Origin of the sequence: Cyanobacterium sp. HL-69 (assembly GCA_002813895.1) — a bacterium.
Lineage (GTDB): Bacteria > Cyanobacteriota > Cyanobacteriia > Cyanobacteriales > Cyanobacteriaceae > Cyanobacterium.
This window is the reverse complement of the sequence record CP024912.1, coordinates 628594-651532: the sequence shown is the minus strand read 5'-3', so window position 1 is coordinate 651532 and position 22939 is coordinate 628594. Positions and strand designations below refer to the sequence as shown.

The window sequence follows — 22939 nt, the reverse complement described above, 5'->3', positions numbered from 1 at the left end:
CTACTCATTAATCCATATTTCCATTTGATTCGTAGGAGTTTGAAAACCTCTTGCTGATAAATCAATCATTTCGAGATTTTTATTAATACCTCTACTTCTATAAAATGATTCTATTTCATTTTTTACTGCCCTTGCTAAAGGTAGAGCTGAAGAATTTGAATAACGTATGTCATTTTTTCTTATACCATTTATTTGATCTATCTCATCCGCAATGTTTACTCCCCTCGAAAACAAATGATCTTGTAAAGAACGAGCGCCTGATTCGTTTGACTGATAATGAATATAAACAGTAGCGTCGGAAATATCTACAGTGTTGACATCAGGATTATTTATTGAGGTAGGTTGATTATTTACTGGGATAACTCTGTTTCTGGCTTCTTGTTCAGCCCTTCTCTTATCCTCTTCTGCCCTCAGCCTAGCGTCGTTAGCTTCTGAGGCCAATCTTTCCGAATCCAATCGTTTTGCCTCCTCTTCTTCTCTTCTTTTTTGTTCCTCAATTAGTTTTTGTTCTGCTTCCGCCTTTTCTTGCTCAATACGCTCTAACTCGGCTTGATTGGCTCTCATTTGTTCCATGGCAAAAAAGCCCCCAGAAACACCAATTGCGACAAGAATAGCGGTTAACAAAATTACGATAATATTGTTATTGTTTCCTTGATTGGGGGGTTGATAATAACCTTGACTATAATTGGCACCACTGACGGGATGGGGCGCACTGCCTTGACTAAAATTTTGTCCTGAAGGAGATGCCACCACGGTGGGATTATAACTAGAAGAATTCATTCCCCCTGTATTATTGGCAGGGGCAACTAAAACAGTATCTTGGGTTGTACTTTGGGTTTGGCTTTGATGGAGGGCTAAATACATATCTTGGGCGGTGCTGTATCTTTGCCCTACTTCCATTTTGATGGCTTTTTGTAAGGTGGTTTTAAGGGGTGCTGGAATATTGGGTAATGAGCTATCCCAATCTAGTTCTCCTGTGAGGGGGTTATTAGCAAATTCGATGGGATATTTGCCTGTGAGTCCATAAATCATAGTTAACCCTAGGGCATACAAATCACTACTAAATAGGGTTCTTCCTGCACTTTGTTCGGGTGCCATAAAGCCCCTTGTACCCACCACTACAGAGCTTACCGTTGAGCTATTACTCCTTGTCATGGCGCCCATGGTTTCTTTTACTGCACCAAAGTCTATTAATACTGGTAAACCGTCGCTTTTGCGGATGATGATATTTTCGGGTTTAATGTCACGGTGGATAATATTCTGACTATGGATATATTTGAGGGTATTGAGCAGGGATGAGAGAATGGCTTCACACCGAGCAAAGTTAATGATACCTATATCTGCAAGGCTTTCTCCTTCGATATGTTCTTGGATGAGGTAAAATTCCCCATCTTCGATGAGGTAGGCGTAAAGGGTGGGGATTTGGGTACAATTTTGCCCTAGTTGTTCTAATACTTGGGCCTCTTTGGCGAATAGGTTTTGAACCAATTCGAGGTTGGTATTTTGACTATCGAGGGGTTTTAGTTTTTTGATAACTACTAATTTGGCTGAGGGCATCTGGGTATCTTTGGCGATGAATGTTTCTCCAAAGCCTCCTTTGCCAAGGGTGTCTATTATCTCGTAGCGACCGTTAATTATTTCTGCCATGACATTTGCTCGATTGAGGGTATATTTTAAATTTTGGGGTATAAAGGCGATCGCACAGTGCCATTTCATGATCAGCCGTAGGCTGCCACTTCGTGAGCGCCCTTAACTTTTTTTATGTTTAAATTAGGGTAAAAAAAATATTTTCACACTACTATAAGGATACCCTTTTTTTGCTTTTAAAATAACACTATTAAAAGATTATTAGTATTAATAAAAAAACTAATTTTGGGCAAATTGACGAGCCACATTAAAAATTTCATTAGCACGGGGTGAACCCACAAAACGCCAGTGCCATGGCTCATAAGTAACCCCCTGACGATTATTACGAGGAAAGGACAACTCAAAACCATAGCGAGAAGCATTCATCAAAAGCCACCTTCCAGCGTTGCTAGATTCAAACCCTGGTTTAAAATCAAAATTTGGTTATTTACCATCCCCAATGTCCACCGCATATCCTGTGTTATGTTCACTATAACCAGGGGGCGCGCTCAGTCTTGCCGCTGCTTCCGCTGAACCTCTTTTACTCACCTGATTATTAAAAAGAGTCGTTTGAGAAGGCACTGAGCGAAAGCCTGAAATCAATACTAAATCTACCCCCTCAACCTTAGCCCCCTCCTTCATAGCATTAAATGCGATCGCCTCTTCTTGGTCCAAATATTCTGTACGGTGATAGTATTTACCCATATTTACCAATCGCTCTGGGGGAGTTTCTGCATAGGGAAAATGCCCAAAACTTGCCACCGATAACAAAGAATTAGTCATATTTTCAGAGGGTAGTTGAGAAGTTGAGGATGGTAGAGGGGGCGGTAAATCAGGAGTAATACTAAACTCCTGCGACTCAGACTCGGGCGAATTATCCCCATCATCAGAAGAAGGGGGAGAAATGATATTTTCCATAGGTTGAGTTTCATCCGTGGGTATTTCTTCCATAACAATCTCCGAATTATTTCTCACCACTCCATCATCTACCGAATCACTAGATAAATGAATCCAGCCAAAAAGTAACACTACTACCAAAGAAGCGATGAAAAAATTAATAAATTGAACATTAGAAAATAAAGAGCGAAAAAATTTCATCATAAAATCAACCCCAAATTAATTAACCAACTGTGCCGCCATCCATCCCGTCACCCCCGAAGCAGGATGATATACCCGATACCACAAATAACCTCCCGAATCATAACCACTATCTAAAATATCGATGCCCTCTCCTGTCACTCCACTACCCACCACTCCATAAGCCGTACCCGGTCCCGAACGAATATTTTTAACTCCCATAGAGCCTCCAATACGGGCATTTGTAGGAACATTTACGGAAGGGGGAGGGGAGTTGTTTACAGGAGGATTTGGTGCAGGAGTTTGCACCTCGTTAACCTCCACTGGGGTTTCCGTTTCTTCTATGAATTCCTGCAAAATTTCTTCTTCCCTTTCTCCTTGGGTAGCGGTAAATTCACCTTGAGAATTTCTCATGGTTTGGGCAATAAAAAAGCCCCCATAAACCCCTATGGCGACAAGGATAGCCGTTAACAAAATTATGATAATGTTATTATTGTTATTACCTTGATTGGACGGTTGATAATAACCTTAGCTATAATTGACACCAGTGACAGGATGGGGATAATTTCCTTGGGTAAATTTTTGTCCTGAAGGGGATACTACCACGGTGGGATTATAACTAGAAGTATTCATTTCCCTTGGATTATTGGGGGCGACTAACACGGTATCTTGGGTGATGGTTTGGGGTTGACTTTGATGGAGGGCTAAATACATCTCTTGGGCTGTATGGTATCTTTGCCCCGCTTCTATTTTGATGGCTTTTTGTAAGGTGGTTTTAAGGGGCGCTGGAATATTGGGCAATGAGTTATCCCAATCTAATTCTCCCGTGAGGGGATTATTGGCAAATTCGAGGGGATATTTCCCTGTGAGGGCATAAATCATGGTTAACCCAAGGGCATATAAATCACTACTAAATATAATTCTTCCTGCGCTTTGCCCTGGAGCGATAAAACCTGTGGTAGCATTTATTTTAGGGCTTTCTGCGGAAAGATTATCAACCGCCCCCATGGTTTCTTTGATTGCCCCAAAGTCGGTTAATACGGGTAAACCATCCTTTTGACGAATAATTATATTTTCTGGCTTAATGTCACGGTGAATAATATTTTGACTATGGATATATTTGAGGGTATTGAGGAGGGATGAGAGGATGACTTCACACCGTGCAAAATTGATAATACCTATGTCTGCAAGGGTTTTTCCTTCGATATATTCTTGAATGAGATAAAACTGCTCATCTTCTGTAAAATAGTCGTAAAGGGTAGGGATTTGAGTAGAGTTTTGCCCTATTTGTTCTAATATTTGAGCTTGTTTAGCAAATAAATTTTGGACTAATTCGAGGTTATTGTTTTGACTATCAAGGGGTTTTAGTGTTTTGATAACCACCAATTTTTCGGAGGGCATTTGAGTATCTTTGGCGAGAAATGTTTCCCTTATGTCTCCTTTGGCAAGGTTATCTACTATTTCATATCTACCATTAATTATTTTGCCCATCAGGATTTTCCCCACGGATTTGACGTGATAAACCTTGTTTTATGATAGCTATTTTTGGGATCATAAAAACATCTTGATAGGAAATAAATTAGGGTGGGCAATGCCCACCATCGACAAAAAACTATAGCTTAACAGGCATGATTAAATATTTCATTTGTAAACCACTAAGGGGAGTAACAATTACTGGTTGAATTGCCCCGTTAAAATGGAAGGTAATCTCGTTAGAAGATAATGCTTTTAAACCATCCATTAAATAACGAATATTAAAACCAATCTCGAAATCATCCCCTGTAATTTCGGCGACAATACTTTCTTTTGCATTGCCTAATTCGTTGGCTTCTACGGATAAAAATAGTTGGTCATTTTTGCCATCAAGGGTGAATTTAACCATGTTATTTTTTTGGTCTAATAATACTGATACCCTCTCTAAACTCTCAATAATTCTTTTTCTTTCTACTACCATGGTGCGATCAAAAGAAGTGGGAATTAACTGGTTATAATTAGGATAAGCGCCATCTAGTTTGCGACTGGTTAAATTTTGCGCCCCCAACTCAAAAACCACCTGTCCATCATCCACATAGAGGGCAACGTTATCTTCTTCTTTTGCCATGGTTAAAATTCTCTCTAATTCCCGTAAAGCCCGGGCTGGAATTGTCATGGTGAAATTTTGCTCTTCGCTGATGGAAATATCCTCATCGGTGGTTTCTTCTCCATCCTCCGATACTTCTTTATCATCGGTAGTTTTTACCACTGCCAAACGGTGTCCATCGGTGGCGGCAAATTCGAGGGTGTCGAGGTTACGGGTAAGGTGTATTCCTGTTAAAATTTGTTTGGCTTCGTCACCACTAGCGGCAAATAAAGAGCCTTTTAAACCTTCACTCAATGCTGTTACGGGCAACATTAAGGCTTCTTCCTTTTCTACGGCTGGTAATTCTGGAAATTCGTCCGCTGATACTCCCCTAAGTTGAAATTTACCATACATAGATGCGATCGCAACTAATGGATTATCATCAACATCATCAGAATCAAAACTAACGGTAATTTCCCCTTCAGGTAAACGACTGACTATATCATTAAATAATTTAGCAGGGATGGTAATACTACCTTCTTCCTCAACTTCCGCCGCAAAACTGGTACGCATTCCCAAACTTAAATCAAACCCAGTGAGGGTAACAGTATTTTTTTCACTATCCGCCACCAATAACACATTAGCTAAGATAGGATGGGTAGGACGCCCTGGTACGGCACGACTTACTAAGGATAAGTTATTTTTTAGCTCACTTTGAGAACAGATAATCTTCACGGTTTTTTATGTTGAATATAAATAAATATACTGAATTAGTAACTAACGCTGGAGATGGTTAGTTTTGCACAGACTCAATATTTTAACTCAGAATCTGATTTTAATTTTTAATGATTTTTTTGAGTAATAAGGTTATCAAAGAATCTTCGTCCAAGATTTCAGGTAATAAAGAAAAAGATTTTGCTAAATCTAATTCTAAATCTTTCTCTTGAATCTGAATAATTAATTGATAAACCAACTCGAAGTTAATACGGCTAGTTTCATCGAGAATAATAAATTGACCGTTTTTTGTATTATTTAATTTTTCTATTTCTAACTTGCCAACTTTACCTTTTATCTGAGGCTCTCTTTCATCCCTACATAACAAAAATTTACTTTTAGAATTAGCACTTACTAACTCGTTAATATTACGTAATCTGCTACTAAAACTAGAACTACTTATATTAAGAAATCCTATAATAAATTCTTCTTTTTGAGTATTAATGACAATATGTTCAGGTAATCTTTTATTGCCTAATCTTAACTGATTTATTTCTACATTCTGATAATAAATAGCTATGGTTTCCGTAATAGTAATCAGTTTTCCAATATCATCAGAATCGGTGATGATTTGTGGGAGATGGTATTCTTGAATAATATTATTTTTTAACTGTCTTAATGATTCTATTAATTTATCTTTAAAAAGCTCATCCTGTTTACTGTTAGTATCTTCTTTTTTGAGTGATGGTACATCAAGAAAAAGGGTAGATAAAGAAATACCATCCTCATCATTATCTTTTTCTATAAGAAAATTATTAGTTAATTTTGCTATCTGTTGCAGAATATTTTCTAACTCTTGAACTCTTTTTTCTAAGTTACTGGAATTATAATTAACGCTAGTTTTTGTTTCGGGAAGAGGAACATTTTCAGCCTTATAACGGTAATAGTCTGATGCTCGATTAATAATACTTCTGACAGATGATTGAGATAAAATATCTGTTAATTCTGCTTCCGTGCAAAAGTCCGTAATTGACAAACCAACGGCTTGGGTTTTTAGATTTAAAATTTCTCGAATTTGTTGAGGTTTTGGAGGAGATAAAGTGATACAATTTTGAGATAGTCTATCAACTACCGAACTATCAAAATAGTCTTTAAACTGTTGCCAACGGTCAGGAAAAAGATTTAAAATAACGAGACTATTATGTACATGGGTTAATATCTCTTTAATAGCTAAACCAAAGTTTTCCAATATATGTTGATTTTGTTTTAATCCTAGTCCTTCTAGTTGATCAAATACCATAATTAATGGTTCATCTAGCATTGATAATTTACCGAAAACGGCGATCGCATCCAGGGCAAATTCTTCTCTACTTAGGTCATCATTCCAGTTTTTTAAACCTATTTTATTCGCTTCCTCATCACTTAATTCTTTCCCAGATAACCAACGTCTAATTATATCTTTAAAGTCAGAGCGACTATAACGACAAAATTTGATCATCCCTTTTAAAATTTCTAACCCATAACCGCCAATAGAAAAATTTTCTGACCACCAATTAATAATATTACGTTCAATAAAATTCCAATTATCTTGATATTTTTTACTGTCTTCCTTACCTAGCACTTCATATATATTTAAACTATCATCACGAAAATTATCAATAACTTTTTTTCCTTGAGGACTATTATAAACTTTATCAATTTTCGATAAAATACTTACAAAACTATGGGCAATCAAAAGCTCTAATTGAGTTCTATTTGTTCCCTCTACAGACTCATTAAAAGACTCTAAAATACGACTATAAATATGATAAAAAATATAGTCTGGATTATTAGGTTGTCTGATAAATAAAACACGATTTCTTACTAATAATTCCTTAGCAATTCTCATAATTAAATGAGTTTTACCTGTTCCTGCCTCTCCAATAACTACAGCACCCTTACTCTGATTATTATCATCTACTTTAACAGCCTTTAAAATCGACTTTAAACTTTCATATTCTATCTGATAAACTTGCTGAAAATCTAGGTGTGTTTGAAAAGGATTATCTACTCTGCTGCTAGTAAAAGGGTTAGGATACTGACTTAATTCTGACTTAGAAATAATTGTTTTATTCATAGTTTTTATACTAAGTAAATGTAAATACAATTGATGGGTAAATTTTGCATCATATACCGCACTATGGGCTAAATTATCATTAAAAAAGCGATTTTTAACCTTAAGTCTCAGTTGTTTACTAAGATACCCAAGAGAATAGTTAGGATAGTGAGGATAATACCTTTTTGCAAGTTGAAAAGTACAAACAAATTTACAAACAGGAAACTTTTTTGTAGTAGCTTGAAAACTATTTTTTAATATCTTTTTATCATGGGTTGCGGAATGACATATAATATTTTTTCCCTGTAATAAATTATCTAAATCATCAATAATTTGTATTAAAGATTTACATTTAATTTTTTGTGAACCATTATTATAATGCCCTTCTACAAAGGCTTCATAGACTAATTTTCCCTGATTATCGATAATAGCAATTTCCCTAAGAATATCTTGCCCTTCAGTATCAACAACTATATAATCATGGTCATTTTTAAGCGGGTTAAAATACAATGAAGACTGAATTTTATCAGAATTATTAGTAGAGTTCAAAGGACAAATAAAAACAATTAGATTTATTACTTATGATAATATTTTACTATACTATATAAATATTTTTAAAACTTTTATGTTAAGTATTCGTATGAGTAACTATCATCTTAAATGTTTGTTTTAATTAAACCTATTTAAAAAATAAAATATTTTAAAAAGAAATTAATGATCAAAATAGAGGATTAATTGTTTATTCTGAAGGTAGATGCTCAGGTAACGTACAACAATTAACTTCATCAAGACAAATTTTGCCCCACTGCAAAGCCCAACGAACTAACTCGACTCTATTATCAGTCTTCGTTTTAGTTAAGATATTACTAATATGGTTATCTACTGTTCTTTTGCTGATTTCCAATTTTTCCGCAATATCATTATTGGTTAAGCCAGTAGCTACCAGCTCCAAAATTTCTAATTCTCTCTGGGATAAACTATTATTGTCGGGGTTTTTACCACTCGCCATGTTCTTTTGCTTTACCTAATTGATACATAAATATTTACCTATGGTTATTGTAACGAAAACTTATACATATAAAAATTTGACACTCCCACCGACAAATCAAAGATTATGTCGGGGGATTCTAGCTTCACAGATTCGTGGCTAGACGAGTAAACTCGCCCCCGCTGCGACCATCTCCACTCGCTTTTTCTTGGACGGGCTGCCCGACCGCCACTAAATCTAAACCACGATTCCTGATTACTAAAGCAGAAGCATGATCTCGCCCAGTGGTGTAAGCACACTCTGGACATTCGTGTACTCGTTCCTTTAAGTCCTTCTTCCCTGTTCTAGCCCCACATTCAGGACACTCCTGACTTGTGTAACGGTGATCTACTTTGGAGAAGTAAGTATCTGTTCGGAAAGACACCCATTCCAAAATATCAATGAACTGTCCAAAACCAAAATCGGCACTAGATTTTGACAAGAATGACCGTTGCCACATTCGGAAATTTATATCCTCGACAAATATCATCCCTGCATCCTTCACTAAATGATGGGAAAGTTTGAAATGGTAATCTTTACGATGGGAGAGTAGTCTTAAAATGTAAACGAGCGATACGCTTTTGTAACTTTTTCCATCCACAAGACCCTTTCTGTTTCTTTTTCAGCATTCGTTGTAGTCTTTTCAACTCCCGTGAATACTTATTTAAGAACCTAGGTCTAGGGATGGGTTCATTATCGGATGTTACCACAGCTGAGATAAAGCCGATGTCCAAACCTTTAGGATGACCATGAGGGATTGGTTGGGGAATATCCACATCTGAGTGCAAGGACAATATGACAAAATATCCTGTAGCTTTTCTCACTATCCGAGCTTGTTTTACCAAGAAACCATCGGGAAGTGGACGAGATTGTCTAAATTTAACCCAACCTAATTGCGGTAATTTGATTCGATTACCTTTAATGCAATTTTTAAGCATTTGAGGAAAAACGAATGACCGCATCCGACTATGTTTTTTGAAACGAGGATACCCTAATCCTTTACGTTCACGGTCTAAAAAAGCTCTCTCCAGAGTCCTTAAGACTTGTTGCTGTACTTGTGCATTTACAGAAGCTAGTCTGGGGTTTTCCTTTCTAGCTTTAGTTAGTGCCTTCGCTTGAACATGGTAATTGGGGTAGGGAGCATCCGCAGATATAATATACTCCTGTTGAATTGAACAGGCGTTTATCCTTGATTTTCTGGAATTTGACCAATCCATCCTCTCCCTCAGTGCAAAATTCCAGACCGAACGACATTTTAAGATAGATAATTAAGCCAACCTTCCGCACTTAATATTGTGACCAATTATATTTTTTCTTGAAGTGACAATAAGGAAAGTATTTTTAACGAACAAAAACTCAAAACTTTAATCTTAGTCAAGTAAGTTAATACTTAACATAAAATTCAATAAAAGCACACAAAAATTCGTAGAAATATCCGAACATTAAGTACGGTAACTACTACAGACAACAAGGATAGTTTATTAACTAGGATTAAGAGACAAATACTTACGTATGAATGATCACTTTACTTAAGTATATTTAATCAATTCATAATTACAATATTTTTAATATTTTAATCTCAAAATAATAAAGGAGGTTACATATGCGTATCGCTCAAGTTGCGCCATTGTGGGAAACAGTTCCTCCCACAGGCTACGGCGGAATTGAATTAGTGGTAGCTTTGTTGACTGATGAACTGGTAAAACGAGGTCATGAAGTTACCTTGTTCGCTTCGGGAGATTCTGGCACCTTAGCCAAACTAAACTCTGTTTATCCCCGTGCTATCCGTACTGATAGTACAGTGAAAGATTACAATGTTTATCTCAATTTGGAATTACAAGAAGTATATAAACGTGCTGATGAGTTTGACATAATTCATTCCCATGTGGATTATGCAGCACTACCCTATGCTAATTTTACGAAAACACCTACTGTTCACACTTTACATGGCCCTTTATCCGCAGAAAATAGATTTTTGTTTGGTCAATGTAAACGTCAAAATTATGTGAGTATTTCCTATTCTCAACGGGAACCTTTACCCGACTTAAACTATGTAGGGAATGTCTATAATGGCATCAATATCGATGCTTATCAGTTTCATAGTCACCCAGATAAAGAACCATATTTAGCTTTTTTAGGGCGGGTATCTCCTGAAAAAGGTGCGCACCGTGCCATAGAAATAGCTAAGCGTACGGGTTATAAATTAAAAATGGCCTGTAAGGTGGATGAAGTTGATCGAGAATTTTTTGAAAGGGAAATTCTAGTTCATGTGGATGGTAAACAAATCCAGTTGATGGGAGAAATTAGTTCTAAAGAAAAAAGTGAATTGATAGGAGGTGCGATCGCCACTTTATTCCCCATTAATTGGCGCGAACCTTTTGGGTTAGTGATGACAGAGTCCATGGCAACAGGTACTCCCGTAATTGCGATCGCCATGGGGGCCGCCCCTGAAGTTATCGCCCATGGAAAAACAGGTTTTCTATGCCAAAACCTAGATGAGATGATTAGTGCCATAGATAAAATAGGTAATATAAATCGCCTTGCCTGTCGAGATCATGTGGTGCAAAAATTTAGTGCAAGACACATGACCGAAGGTTACGAGGAAGTTTACACGAAACTAATAGAACAACGCTTTGCTTCTATCAATGGTCGTCCCAAAGGAGTTATTTTACCCAAAGTTAGTTAACCTGAGAATGGTGGGCAATGCCCACCCTATTTCCCGTTGGTATTATAAAAAACAAAATTGAATCAAGTTTAATTCTCAATTCTCAACTATTAATTGTCTATTAAATAACTATGGCTCAAAAAACATATCAGTTATATGGTAAAAACTTTTTACCCGCTTTAGATAATGAATTATCAGAGCTACCCTATGCCGTAGATTTTCAAAGTCAACCCACTCTCGTTATTAAAGACAATGACTTATTTCTGATTACAGATACATTGGGAAACACAGTTGCCTATGCTGATACTCAAAAGTACACCGTGACAGGGTTATTTTGTCAGGATACCCGTTTTTTGAGTCGTTCAGAGTTACAGATAGAAGGGGTTTCCCCTGTGTTGTTGGGTAGTTGTGCCGAAACAGGTTACTCTATCATTGTTGATAGTACGAATCCTACCATTAAGGGAGTTTTAAAACCGGGAGCAGTGGGTATCAAAAGGAAAATTGCCTTACGCGGTGCTTTGTGGGAAGAAATCGAGCTGCGCAACTATAGTACGTCACCTTTGGAGTTTGAGGTAAGTTTAAGTTTTCAGGCTGATTTTAAAGATTTATTTAAAATTAGAAATTATGATCGCCGCAATCACAGAGGACAACATTTAAAACAGTTATCGATAGAAGATAATTATTTGAGTTTTGCTTATCAAGGTTTAGATAATTCTTTGGCAGAGTCTTTAATTAATTTTTGTCATCATCCGCCCGATTATATTAAGGGTAATACAGTCGTCTGGCACGTAAAGATTGACAGTCAAGAGGTTTTTCAGTTCGGTTACTATTTACAGACGAAAATGAATGATCAACCTAGCTCCTATGTTGCATTACCTGAAAGTTATCAAGGGGCAATCAAGGAGGCAAAAAGGGAGGAGGAGGAATGGTATCAGGGAATTACTAAAATTCGTACTGATTCCACGGTGATAAATAATATTATTGAACAAGCTCAGGAGGATATTTATTTATTACTACAATCTTTTGGATTTGGTAAGGTTTTAGTGGCGGGGATTCCTTGGTTTTCGACTTTGTTTGGACGGGATTCTTTGATTGCGGCAAGACAAACTTTAACGTTTGATTCTCGCATTGCTAGGGATACTCTTCTGACGTTGGCACATTTTCAAGGTTCGGAGAATAACGATTGGCGAGATGAATCCCCTGGGAAAATTCTCCATGAGTTAAGGTTAGGAGAGTTGGCAAGGTGTGATGAGATTCCCCATACCCCCTACTATGGTTCGGTGGATGCTACTCCCCTATGGTTGATTTTGTTGGCGGATTATTTTCATCGCACTGGAGATCGAGATATTCTTGATAAGTTATGGTCAAATGCGATCGCCGCTATGAACTGGATTGATGACCAATCAAAAAAAACAGGCTATCTAACCTATTTATGTCGCTCCTCCAGGGGTATTCAGAATCAGGGTTGGAAGGATTCGGGTGATTGTATTGTTAACAGTCGGGGAGAATTGGTAGAAGGTGCGATCGCCCTTTGCGAGGTACAGGGTTATGTATATGGGGCAAAAATCAGGATGAGCGAAATTGCATCAATCATAGGAGATTTATCTCTTGCTCAAAAATGGAAAATTGAAGCGGAGGAACTAAAAGAAAGGTTCAACCGTGATTTTTGGCTAGAGTCGGAAAATTATTGTGCTTTGGGCTTAGATGAAACGGGCAATCCCATCGATAGTATTACTTCTAATCCTGGTCACTGTTTACTATGGGATATTTTTACCCATGAAAAAGCTAGGGCTGTGGGCGATCGTCTCTGTAAGCCCGATTTGTTTAGTGGTTGGGGCATTCGTACCCTTAGCAGTCTATCCCCTGCCTATAACCCCATGGGCTATCATCTAGGCTCTGTGTGGCCCCATGACAGTGCCATCATTGCCCAAGGATTACATCACATCGGTATGGTAGATCAAGCCCTAATAGTGACAGAAGGATTAATTGCCATGATTAGCCTACAACCGAATAATCGCCCCTCAGAGCTATTCTGTGGCTTTTCCCGCCAAGAAAATCATACCCCCGTAAAATACCCAGTGGCTTGTTTACCCCAAGCATGGGCAACGGGAGTAATTTTTCAATTACTAGAAATAATAGATAATGGACAATTAAATATTTCTGTCCCTTACTGAGCCTAAATTCAAGAGAGTCAATCAACTAACTCAGGTTACTTAACCCTCTTTTTTCACTTTCCATTTTTACTTACTATTAATTGATTACATAACTCTTGAGAATTCAAAACTTACATATACTACAATTTATTTTTCTCAATTTTTAGTTAAGTAAGTAGGCATAATTAAATGGATTTAGGCAAGGGGTTTAAACCCCTTGTTTATAAGAGTCTTAATAAAATAACAGCTATAATTAATTTCGCCAACCTACTTATACCAAATCCGATTAGTAGAGTTTACTATTATTCACCGTGTAACAATTGACAATAAACAATTACTATCCGTTCCCTGTTCCCCGCCCTAATTAGTATATTATTGAAACGGGATTTAGTATTATCTTTTATTTTATATAAATAAATAATCAGGCGATCGCATAAAGAATAAGGAATTAAAATGTTTTTATTTGCTGATTAAAATTGTGGAGTAAACCTCCGCAGAGAACAGGCAATGCTGATAATATTTTGATGTCTCAATTTCTAGCGTCATTCAATCATATTTCATAACATGACTAAGCAATGCTGGAAATTTTTGTCTTATATGAGAATTCTATTGTGTAAACTAAGATAGAGTTTTTCTAATTTGGTGACGTTATCGTGAAGGGTGTATTTTTCTAAAATTCTTGCTCTGGCTTTTTTCCCTAACAAGGAGGATAATTCTGGATGGTGAGAAAACATGGGTAGTACGGTTTTTAGTTGGGTGGTGACTCCTTGGGTACTAAGAATAATACCTGCATTGGCTAATACTTCTCCGTCGGCACCTGCATCGGTGGCGACACAGGCTAAACCACAGGCCATGGCCTCTAGGAGTGAAAGGGATAATCCTTCTACTAAGGATGGTAAGATAAATACGTCTGCTCCCCTTAGTATATCGATACGTTTAGTTTCATCGGCGATCGCTCCTAACCATATAATGCCATCATCTTGGTTATAATTACCTTTAAGATTGGGGGTAAGGTGTCCATCACCAACGATTAATAAACGACTATCATTTTTGAGAGAAGATAATTTCCAAGCCTTCAAAAGAGATTCTACATTTTTTTCTACGGCTACCCTACCTTGATACACATAAAGATGATGGTCTGGAAATTGTTGTTTAAAATAAGACTGTCCTGGTTTATATTTGTCCGTATCGACTCCATTGGGAATAATAGCCAGTTTTTGTGGAGCAACTCCTAACTTAATTAATAAATCCCGTTGTAATTGAGAAAAGACAATGGTCTTATCATAACGAGCTAAAGTGGGGGCGTATAGTTGATAGGTTAGATATTGGGTACTAGATTTGATGTTGCGCCAATGGCTATCGAAGGGGGGATGAAAGGTAGCAACGAGGGGAATATTGAGTTGTTGACAAATTTCGGGTAGCTTAAAATCTAGGGGAGAAAGGGTTAGGGCGTGTCATCAAATAGAAGAGAATAACAGATAAAATAAGGATGATAGTAATTGTGACAAAAGTGAGGATATGGTAGAGATGCGCAGGTATGGTTTGAGAGACGATCAATGGGAAAAAATTAAAGATTTATTACCGGGTCGATTTGGTACAGTGGGAGTCACCGCCAAAGATAATCGACTTTTTGTCGAAGCGGTATTGTACAGGTATCGAGCTGGTATTCCTTGGCGAGATTTACCTAGTCGATTTGGTGATTTTCGAGTGGTTCATACTCGTTTTAGTCGTTGGAATAAAAAAGGTGTCTGGGAAAAGGTTTTTCAAATTTTGGCAGGAGATAGTGACGATGAATATGCCATGATTGATTCAACCATAGTAAGAGCACACCAGCATAGTGCTGGTGCAAAAGGGGGGATAAAAACGAGGAAGCAATAGGTCGAAGTAAAGGAGGTTTAAGTACAAAAATTCATACTACGGTTGACGCATTAGGTAATCCTACAGGTTTTTTCCTCACCGGAGGACAAAAATGTGATTTGGACGGTGCAGATGTTTTACTAAAAGAAATAAAGGCAGATATTTTGTTAGGGGACAAAGGTTATGATGCGGATGAAAGAGTTCTGGAAAAGCTAAAGAAGCAGGATAAAATAGCGGTTATTCCACCAAAAAGAAATAGAAAAGAACAACGAGAATATGATAAGTATTTATATCAAGCAAGACATTTGATTGAGAACTTTTTTGCCCGATTAAAACAATATAGAGCCATAGCCACTAGGTATGATAAACGAAAAATAAATTTTCTTGGTGCTATTTATCTAGCCGCAGTCGTTATATGGCTTAATTGATGACACGCCCTAGGGAGGCATGGACTAAATCGGGTTGCAATTCCTGAAGCGATCGTAATAAAATTTGACTAGATTTAGGAGTGGGAATGGTATATATTTGAGATTTATAAATAAAAGGTAAATTAACCTCTGCATTGTAAGGGTCATCTATAGAATCATCATTTTCTTGACCAAAATGGAGAAAACTAACCTTGTAGCCCCTAGACATCAAAGCATTAGTAATTTCTCTGCTGTATGTCACGTTTCCACAGAAAGGTGTTTTTTTCCCTAGCCAAGCAATGTGCATTCAATTAAATGTTAACTTTTACTATACTTTATAAACGTTAACTAACAATTATCCCCCTTATTGGTCAAATTAAGACAGCCATTCTTGATTATCAGAGAAAATGGGTAAATGAGTTGTGACCATAAAATTAATGGATAATTCCCTAGGAGTTACTTGGCTATTTTAGGGCAAGGGGAGATATTTTTACTGAAGGAGGAAGTTACGGCAGTATCACATACCTCTTTGAGACAGGGTTGACGAGACGCATCTTCTTCATGGAAAGGAGGGGGATTTTGTCCAAATACCATTTCACAACTAAAGTCTTCAAAATTGGGAGTTAGGGTGACAGGAATGCCGAAAGACTCGGTAAAAAACTTTTGAGTGGGTAACTTGCACATATTAATACACATGGCTGCACAGCCACTTTGTTCGAGATAGCGACATTTTTTGATATGTACTCCACTATTTTGTACTATTTTTTGGTTATTTTGGTCTTCAATTTCTACTTCTCGTAACTCACAAACCCCTACTAACCATGGAAATAAAATTTTGGCAAACTTGGCATTGGCTTCACATACCCATTTATTGGCAGGAACAAAAGTACGGGTAAGGTATAGTATGGGAGATGGTATCAAGGATTTTAGAACTATTTCGACTAAGTCTTGTTGCTCTTGAGGATTTCGCCCTTGAACCATTTTTTGAGATAAATCCACAAAGGCATCATAGCCTTTTAGGGTTGTTGTTGTCCCCAGTGCGATCGCCATTTTACGGCAAAAGAAGGCGATAAATAAACGATCAATAAAATTATCATGGTAAACGGTTTTAGCAGTAGTGCTTTTTTCCCCTAGGTTCATAAATGCTTTTTACTCACTAAATGTTGTGAAAACTTTTAAGGTTTCTTCTTTGAATCTAACATATATGTCAATTTCAAATTATTGACAGCAAAATAACCCTCAACAATAAAAAATTTTTGAACGGGTTTTGGATTACTGTTGTTTGTTTTTGCCTAAATGAGATACTCCCTCCCTGTGTTTGTCTTCCTGGTAAATTAAACAGTTTTTCATTTTATATATAACTAACCTTTTTTCTTACTCATTCATGCAACAAAGCCATAGATAAAACCCCTTTTTTCATGGGGATTAAGATGAGGGTGAACCAAGACAAGAATGAAACAATGTACAATAGACGATTAGGAGTTAATTAAGTTTCCCTCGGTTTTTTACTGATAAATCTTCCATTATTAACTATCAATTACCCATTATCAATTAATATGAAACCTGCCCGTATTAGTAAGATACTTGCCCAATCCATTGCCGAAGAAATAGGCTTTGAAATAGGAGACTCCATCGTTAGCATCAACGGAATGCAACCAAGAGACTTAATCGATTATCAATTTCTCTGTAGCGATGAATATCTCGAACTAGAAGTTATCGATAAATACGGCAAAAATCACCTACTAGAAATCGAAAAAGACTACGACGAAAACTTAGGTTTAGAATTTGAAGATGCCCTCTTTGATGGGCTAATCCAGTGTAACAATAAATGCCCCTTTTGCTTCATCGATCAACAACCTGACGGGAAAAGAGAAAGTCTCTACCTCAAAGACGATGATTATCGCCTCAGTTTTCTTTATGGTAGTTATCTCACCCTAACAAACTTAACCACCAGAGAATGGAATCGCATCGAACAAATGCGCCTCTCTCCCCTTTATGTTTCCGTCCATGCCACCGAGCCAGATATTAGAATTAGACTACTAAAAAATCAACGGGCAGGGGAAATCAAGCAAAATTTAGCATGGTTTCAAGAAAAACGTTTACAAGTCCATGCCCAAGTGGTCGTATGCCCCAATATTAATGACGGTAAGCACCTAGAAACCACCCTCAACGATTTATTTTCCTTCCATCAAGGGGAAATTCCTGCGGTAATTAGTGCCGCTGTTGTGCCAGTGGGTTTAACCAAATTTCGCCCCCAAGAAGATGAATTGATTCCCGTTAGCCGAGAAAAAGCCAAAGAAGTTATTAAACAAGTCCAAGCCTTACAGGATAAATTTAGGGAAAAATGTGGCTCTACTTTTGCTTGGTTGGCCGATGAATGGTTTTTAATTGCCCAAGAAGATTTACCCCCAGAATCCCACTACGAAGACTATCCTCAAATTGGAAATGGTGTAGGCTCAATTAGACAATTTTTAAAGGAGTTTGAAACCATCGCTAACGAAAATTTACCTGCCAAAATTGCCCAGCCACAGGAATATACTTGGATTGTGGGTAATGCAGTGGAAACGGCTTTTCAACCCCTCGTGGCGAAGTTAAACCAAGTAGAGAATTTGAATGTTAATTTAGTGGCTTTAAATAGTGACTATTGGGGGCAAGAAATTACAGTAACAGGTTTAATTACAGGGCAAGATTTATTGGCTAAATTACCAGAAAAAAAACTAACGAAAAAGATTCTTTTGCCTTCGGTAATGTTAAAACATGATGAGGCGAAATTTTTAGATGACGTCACCATCGCAGAGTTGGAAGAAAAACTTCATGTTAAAGTAATTCCTGTCAATGGTATTAAGGAATTAATGGAAGTAGTTTCAGAACCTGTTTGAAAAGTTACTTATAAAGAGATTTAAATATTTTAAGGTTGAGGTTCTAATCGTCTGACCATAAAATGAATCATACAAGCAAAAATCATCATTTCACTAGTAATGGGCAAAAATTCATAGTCTTTACTCAATCTTCGGTAGTGACTAAGCCAAGAATAAGTTCTCTTTACGATCCATTTTTGGGAACTACACTAAAACAGGGGTCTGAATCTGTACGTTTGATATGTTCTAAACACTCTGCCACTTCAGAAAATCATGAGGCATCGCTCTCCATTTTATTCCGTTAGTAACAAGATAAAAGATCCCATTTAGAACTTCTCTGATGTCCAAACTACGATTTCTCCCACCAATTTTAGCCAGAAGAATTAAAGGTTCTAAAATTTTCCACTGGTCATCAGTGAGGTCAGTATCGTATGATAATCTTGTCATGTTTTTCATTCAGTTATTAACCAAAATATTCTACACCAAGACTTTTCAAACAGCTTCTAAATACCAAATTACTTTGCTCCTGAAAAAAATAACTAAAAAGTGATCAACAACTGTAAGATATTTTATTATTAGAAATTAAAGGCGCAAGTGGCGGAATTGGTAGACGCGCTAGATTCAGATTCTAGTGTTCTTAAGGACTTCCGGGTTCAAGTCCCGGTTTGCGCATCTTTTTTACACCATAAACTAGATTAAAGTAACATAATGTTAAGGCAATCTAGTAGAATGTTAAACAATAGTGTAAAAAAAGCAGACCAATCACGAAAATAGAACCAAGCAATATGTCAGGCGATTATTACCAAATCCTCGGAGTCTCCCGTGATGCAACCAAACAAGAAATAAAAAGAGCTTATCGACAACAAGCGCGGAAATATCATCCCGACGTAAACAAAGAGCCGGGGGCAGAAGATAAATTTAAAGAGATAAATAAGGCCTATGAAGTGCTTTCAGAGCCAGAAACTAAAGCCCGTTATGATCGTTTCGGAGAAGCTGGAGTAAGTGGGGCTGGTGCCGGGGCATCAGGCTTTGATCCTAATGATATGGGTGGTTTTGCCGATATATTTGAAACCTTCTTTGGCGGTGGTTTTGGTGGCGGTGGTGGTGCGACTACGGGCGCTCGTCGTCGTGGTCCTGCCAGAGGAGATGATCTCAGGTTAGATTTAAGATTAAAATTCCGTGAAGCGGTTTTTGGTGGTGAAAAAGAAATCAAAATCCCTCACCTAGAAACCTGTGAGGTGTGTGACGGCACGGGGGCGAAAAAAGGTAGTGGAGTAAAAACCTGTCCTACTTGTAATGGGGCGGGGCAGGTGCGCCGTGCTACTCGTACTCCTTTTGGTAGTTTTGCTCAGGTAACGGTATGTCCTACTTGTAACGGAGAGGGGCAAATTATTGAGGAAAAATGTGAGTCTTGCGGTGGGCAAGGTAGAAAACAACAAAACAAAAAGTTAAAAATTACTATCCCTGCAGGGGTAGATAATGGCACTCGTCTTAGGGTGACAGGGGAAGGGGATGCCGGTACCCGTGGAGGTCCTGCTGGAGACTTGTATGTTTATCTCTCGGTGGAAACTGATAGTCAATTTAAACGCGATGGTAATAATATTTACTCAGAGATTACTATTAGTTATTTACAAGCGATTTTAGGTTGCCGTCTCAAGGTTGCTACCATCGATGGGCATGAGGAAATTACCATTCCCGCTGGTTTACAGCCTGATACTGTGACCACTCTCCGTGATAAGGGGGTACCAAAGTTAGGAAATGCTGTGAGTAGAGGGGATCATTTAATAACTGTTCATGTGGAAATTCCGACAAAAATTAGTTCTGAGGAAAGAGATCTACTAGAAAAACTAGCTCAAATCAAAGGAGATCATACTTCTAAGGGAGGTTTTGAGGGTTTCTTGGAAAGTATTTTCCATAAGAAATAATTCGGTTAATCTACTCTTTTATTGCCCCCTGTTAATTCGGGGGGACTAAATTGTGATTTTTTTATCAGCATTGACATAATAATTCGATGGGTAATCCGTCATCGTCGGCAATGAAGGCTACTTCAAAAACTTTATCTTCTATCATTTGTTGTTGGGGGTGTAACAAAATTTTGAGGGGCTTTATTTGTTGGGGGTTTGCTTTGTTTTCTTCTACAAATGTTTCTGTGAGGTTGTTTAACCATTGGGGTAAGCTATCGGTATAGTTACCCACGTCAAAGGATAAATGATAGTAACCTACATAATGTTCATCTCCGAAGGCATCGCGGGCTGGTTTTGGTTCGGGGATTTCTATTAATTCGATGCGACTGTTTAACCCTTCCATCCAACAGGCAAGGGTATATCCTGTGGTAAATCTTTCTTTTACCGAAAATCCTAATAATTGGTAAAATGCGATCGCCCTTAAAATATTAGCAGTGCGAATAGATACGTGATGTAACATAAATCAGGGAATGGGGAATAGGGAATAGGCAATGGTAAAAAAACCAAATTTCTCAATGATTTTATTATTCAAAAAGGCGAAAATAAGGATAACGGGAGGGGCTTCCCTTTTCTTTTTCAAGGCTAAAATTAATAATTTCCCAGCGCTCGGAATCATCATCATCGGGACTAAATTCTACAGGTAAACCATAAAGTTTATAAATCTTTGTGCCATCTCCTATCCAATTATTACCCTTCTCCAGATAAGAGCTAATTAAGCGATAATACCGTTGAGCAATAATTACTTTAGTAGCCCGATAACCCTCTGTATATAATCTGTCAAGGGCTTCATGAATCTCAAAACGAATGCCATCAGGATGGGTATGTTGCCGATACCACTTTTCCTCCCACAATCGCCAATGGCGCCCTGATTGTAAATGTACTAATACTTTTGTTTCAGGATTGGCCTCAAAAGCGCCATGACGGGAGCATAAATAACTATCAGTTAGAGTTAAGGCTTCTATCTGTTGACGACAATGGGGGCATTGAATATGGGGGCCAAAAACAGGATATTGTAAACTTAGGTTCATCGAATAATTACTGTACTTAATTTCCTCTATCCAAAATCTAACATTTTCTTTCAAAAACAGGGCAGGTGTTAATAATTGATAATTGATAATTGATAATTAATTTTCAAATAGTGTTTTCAGGCTTTTTTCTGATTCAGAATATCAAGCTCAAGTAATTAATTATTCCTGTTTTGGGGACAAAAGAGGGATATAGTTAATTAATTGTAAGCTACATTATTGTTCCTAGAAGTTAGCTATCTATTTTTTTATTCATTTTGTCTTGCTCATAGCGTTTTTACAGTTACAAAGTACATTTTTTTATTACCTATTGCCTTTGAGCTAAAATTTTTGTACCACAGCAATATATTTTGGGAATCAAGTAGTGACTTATTATGGGAGTTTTGTTATAATTGTTATCGGTAAATTTGTGTGCTACCTTGGCTCAATTGGTAGAGCGAATCATTCGTAATGATTAGGTTGTGGGTTCGAGTCCCATAGGTAGCTTGGAATAATTGACAATGGACAATGTACAATGGACAATTAACGTTGTCGGGGAATAGGCAATGGTAAAACAATAAAATTCAATGATCCATTATCAATTCTCAATTATTTTTTATGTTTAAATCTTTTCAGTTGACAGGGGTAGGACTTCATTCAGGTAAAGTTAGTACGGTGAAACTGTTTCCCGAGGAGAAGGGAAAAGGAAGATATTTTGTGCGGGTAGATTTGCCTGATAGTCCTTCTATTCCTGCAACTATCGATTCTGTGGATAGTACTTTGTTATCGACGGAGTTGGCGGTGGGAGAGGCTAAGGTGCGCACGGTGGAGCATTTGCTATCAAGTTTGTGTGCCTGTGGTATTGATGATGTGCGTATGGAGATTGATGGGGCGGAAGTACCTCTGATGGACGGCTCTGGGCAGTTATGGTGTGATCGCCTTTACCAACCTAATTACAATTTTAGTGAGAGTAAATACACTATTAAAGAGCCTATTTGGATACGCCATAAAGATGCTTTTGTGGCGGCCTTACCTTCGGATAAAATGGTGTTTACCTATGGTGTTGATTTTCCTTACAAAGCTATTCAAAATCAATGGTTTACATGGTATCCTGAGCGAGAAACTTTCCCCAGTGCGATCGCCCCTGCCCGTACTTTTGGATTTGCCGAACAAATTGAATACTTACAAAGTCAAGGATTAATCAAAGGGGGTAACCTCAGTAACGCCCTGGTATGTAGCCATGATGGCTGGGTAAACCCTCCCCTACGGTTTGATAATGAGCCAGTGCGCCATAAAATCCTTGATTTAGTGGGTGACTTGAGTTTATTAGGCACTATTCCTACCGCCCATTATCTCGCCTACAAAGCAAGTCATCAACTACACACCCAACTAGCCCGACAAATTCAAGCCCATAACAGGTAATTGATTACCTA

At 37.6% G+C, this 22939-nt stretch carries 17 protein-coding genes, 2 tRNA genes and 4 pseudogenes; 8 read left to right on the top strand and 15 right to left on the bottom strand.

The window, feature by feature from the left end; genetic code table 11:
- From AA637_RS02985 to AA637_RS02945, 9 genes and pseudogenes are all read right to left on the bottom strand, one after another.
- Positions 1-1716: a protein kinase domain-containing protein gene (locus tag AA637_RS02985; protein ID WP_446683832.1), complete on the bottom strand. Its 1716-nt coding sequence runs from the start codon at positions 1714-1716 to the stop codon at positions 1-3.
- 150 nt (positions 1717-1866) lie between these two features.
- A pseudogene (locus tag AA637_RS02980) lies at positions 1867-2544 on the bottom strand (M15 family metallopeptidase).
- Between the two features lie 198 nt (positions 2545-2742).
- The gene (locus tag AA637_RS02975) at positions 2743-3177 is read right to left on the bottom strand and encodes an SH3 domain-containing protein (RefSeq protein ID WP_446683831.1); all 435 of its coding nucleotides are present in this window, start codon (positions 3175-3177) and stop codon (positions 2743-2745) included.
- A gap of 54 nt (positions 3178-3231) precedes the next feature.
- A complete protein-coding gene (locus AA637_RS02970) occupies positions 3232-4194 on the bottom strand; it encodes a serine/threonine protein kinase (RefSeq protein WP_446683830.1) in 963 nt (320 codons plus the stop codon).
- A gap of 121 nt (positions 4195-4315) precedes the next feature.
- Positions 4316-5497 (bottom strand): DNA polymerase III subunit beta, encoded by a 1182-nt coding sequence (gene dnaN / locus AA637_RS02965; protein WP_446683829.1) that lies wholly within the window; start codon positions 5495-5497, stop codon positions 4316-4318.
- Positions 5498-5597: 100 nt separating this feature from the next.
- Entirely contained in the window at positions 5598-8120 is a 2523-nt protein-coding gene (locus AA637_RS02960; protein ID WP_446683828.1) for an exonuclease domain-containing protein, read from the bottom strand.
- A 190-nt stretch (positions 8121-8310) separates the two neighbouring features.
- Positions 8311-8580, bottom strand: coding sequence for a photosynthetic electron transport-dependent transcriptional regulator PedR (gene pedR, locus AA637_RS02955; protein ID WP_069789706.1), 270 nt, complete (start codon positions 8578-8580; stop codon positions 8311-8313).
- Between the two features lie 124 nt (positions 8581-8704).
- Complete coding sequence (locus AA637_RS02950) at positions 8705-8983, bottom strand: zinc ribbon domain-containing protein (RefSeq protein ID WP_446683827.1); 279 nt, start codon at positions 8981-8983, stop codon at positions 8705-8707.
- 151 nt (positions 8984-9134) lie between these two features.
- The gene (locus tag AA637_RS02945) at positions 9135-9815 is read right to left on the bottom strand and encodes an RNA-guided endonuclease InsQ/TnpB family protein (protein WP_446683826.1); all 681 of its coding nucleotides are present in this window, start codon (positions 9813-9815) and stop codon (positions 9135-9137) included.
- A gap of 386 nt (positions 9816-10201) precedes the next feature.
- Between AA637_RS02945 and AA637_RS02940 the strand changes: the two genes are divergently transcribed.
- Both AA637_RS02940 and AA637_RS02935 read left to right on the top strand, forming a co-directional pair.
- Positions 10202-11284, top strand: coding sequence for a glycosyltransferase family 4 protein (locus AA637_RS02940; protein ID WP_446683825.1), 1083 nt, complete (start codon positions 10202-10204; stop codon positions 11282-11284).
- Positions 11285-11394: 110 nt separating this feature from the next.
- Positions 11395-13437 carry an amylo-alpha-1,6-glucosidase gene (locus AA637_RS02935; protein WP_446683824.1) on the top strand — a complete coding sequence of 681 codons (2043 nt, stop codon included), beginning with the start codon at positions 11395-11397 and terminating at the stop codon, positions 13435-13437.
- A 572-nt stretch (positions 13438-14009) separates the two neighbouring features.
- Here the strand turns inward: AA637_RS02935 and AA637_RS02930 are convergent.
- Positions 14010-14867: pseudogene (locus AA637_RS02930) on the bottom strand (glycosyltransferase family 4 protein); the annotation flags it as partial.
- Positions 14868-14943: 76 nt separating this feature from the next.
- Between AA637_RS02930 and AA637_RS02925 the strand changes: the two are divergent.
- Positions 14944-15701, top strand: a protein-coding gene (locus AA637_RS02925; protein WP_446684519.1) for an IS5 family transposase whose coding sequence is annotated in 2 segments (ribosomal slippage) — positions 14944-15283 and positions 15283-15701 — 759 coding nt in all. Because the reading frame shifts where the segments join, the coding sequence is not laid out codon by codon here.
- Between the two features lie 10 nt (positions 15702-15711).
- Here the strand turns inward: AA637_RS02925 and AA637_RS02920 are convergent.
- Together AA637_RS02920 and AA637_RS02915 are read right to left on the bottom strand one after the other, a co-directional pair.
- Positions 15712-15987 (bottom strand): annotated as a pseudogene (locus AA637_RS02920) (glycosyltransferase family 1 protein); the annotation flags it as partial.
- A 149-nt stretch (positions 15988-16136) separates the two neighbouring features.
- Positions 16137-16820: a DUF4033 domain-containing protein gene (locus AA637_RS02915; protein ID WP_446683823.1), complete on the bottom strand. Its 684-nt coding sequence runs from the start codon at positions 16818-16820 to the stop codon at positions 16137-16139.
- A 416-nt stretch (positions 16821-17236) separates the two neighbouring features.
- On the opposite strand from AA637_RS02915, the gene AA637_RS02910 reads away from it, so the two are divergent.
- On the top strand, positions 17237-18559 hold the full coding sequence (locus AA637_RS02910) for a TIGR03279 family radical SAM protein (RefSeq protein WP_446683822.1): 1323 nt from the start codon (positions 17237-17239) through the stop codon (positions 18557-18559).
- Positions 18560-18588: 29 nt separating this feature from the next.
- Here AA637_RS02910 and AA637_RS02905 read toward each other — a convergent pair.
- Positions 18589-18985: pseudogene (locus AA637_RS02905) on the bottom strand (transposase).
- Positions 18986-19126: 141 nt separating this feature from the next.
- On the opposite strand from AA637_RS02905, the gene AA637_RS02900 reads away from it, so the two are divergent.
- Positions 19127-19210: transfer RNA gene (locus tag AA637_RS02900), tRNA-Leu, on the top strand.
- A 113-nt stretch (positions 19211-19323) separates the two neighbouring features.
- Positions 19324-20463 (top strand): molecular chaperone DnaJ, encoded by a 1140-nt coding sequence (gene dnaJ, locus AA637_RS02895; RefSeq protein WP_446683821.1) that lies wholly within the window; start codon positions 19324-19326, stop codon positions 20461-20463.
- Positions 20464-20527: 64 nt separating this feature from the next.
- Here the strand turns inward: dnaJ and AA637_RS02890 are convergent, their stop codons facing one another.
- On the bottom strand, positions 20528-20962 hold the full coding sequence (locus AA637_RS02890; protein WP_446683820.1) for a VOC family protein: 435 nt from the start codon (positions 20960-20962) through the stop codon (positions 20528-20530).
- Between the two features lie 64 nt (positions 20963-21026).
- Positions 21027-21530 carry a TIGR02652 family protein gene (locus tag AA637_RS02885; protein ID WP_069790967.1) on the bottom strand — a complete coding sequence of 168 codons (504 nt, stop codon included), beginning with the start codon at positions 21528-21530 and terminating at the stop codon, positions 21027-21029.
- A 410-nt stretch (positions 21531-21940) separates the two neighbouring features.
- Here AA637_RS02885 and AA637_RS02880 point away from each other — a divergent pair.
- Positions 21941-22013: transfer RNA gene (locus tag AA637_RS02880), tRNA-Thr, on the top strand.
- Between the two features lie 111 nt (positions 22014-22124).
- On the top strand, positions 22125-22928 hold the full coding sequence (gene lpxC / locus AA637_RS02875) for a UDP-3-O-acyl-N-acetylglucosamine deacetylase (protein WP_446683819.1): 804 nt from the start codon (positions 22125-22127) through the stop codon (positions 22926-22928).
- Positions 22929-22939 lie beyond the last annotated feature (11 nt).

Coding starts and splice junctions, on each gene's coding strand:
- AA637_RS02945 (WP_446683826.1), bottom strand. CDS start 9,815: ATGGATTGGTCAAATTCCAGAAAATCAAGGATAAACGCCTGTTCAATT.
- AA637_RS02985 (WP_446683832.1), bottom strand. CDS start 1,716: ATGAAATGGCACTGTGCGATCGCCTTTATACCCCAAAATTTAAAATAT.
- lpxC (WP_446683819.1), top strand. CDS start 22,125: ATGTTTAAATCTTTTCAGTTGACAGGGGTAGGACTTCATTCAGGTAAA.
- AA637_RS02915 (WP_446683823.1), bottom strand. CDS start 16,820: ATGAACCTAGGGGAAAAAAGCACTACTGCTAAAACCGTTTACCATGAT.
- AA637_RS02885 (WP_069790967.1), bottom strand. CDS start 21,530: ATGAACCTAAGTTTACAATATCCTGTTTTTGGCCCCCATATTCAATGC.
- AA637_RS02940 (WP_446683825.1), top strand. CDS start 10,202: ATGCGTATCGCTCAAGTTGCGCCATTGTGGGAAACAGTTCCTCCCACA.
- AA637_RS02890 (WP_446683820.1), bottom strand. CDS start 20,962: ATGTTACATCACGTATCTATTCGCACTGCTAATATTTTAAGGGCGATC.
- dnaJ (WP_446683821.1), top strand. CDS start 19,324: ATGTCAGGCGATTATTACCAAATCCTCGGAGTCTCCCGTGATGCAACC.
- AA637_RS02970 (WP_446683830.1), bottom strand. CDS start 4,194: ATGGGCAAAATAATTAATGGTAGATATGAAATAGTAGATAACCTTGCC.
- AA637_RS02935 (WP_446683824.1), top strand. CDS start 11,395: ATGGCTCAAAAAACATATCAGTTATATGGTAAAAACTTTTTACCCGCT.
- pedR (WP_069789706.1), bottom strand. CDS start 8,580: ATGGCGAGTGGTAAAAACCCCGACAATAATAGTTTATCCCAGAGAGAA.
- AA637_RS02910 (WP_446683822.1), top strand. CDS start 17,237: ATGAAACCTGCCCGTATTAGTAAGATACTTGCCCAATCCATTGCCGAA.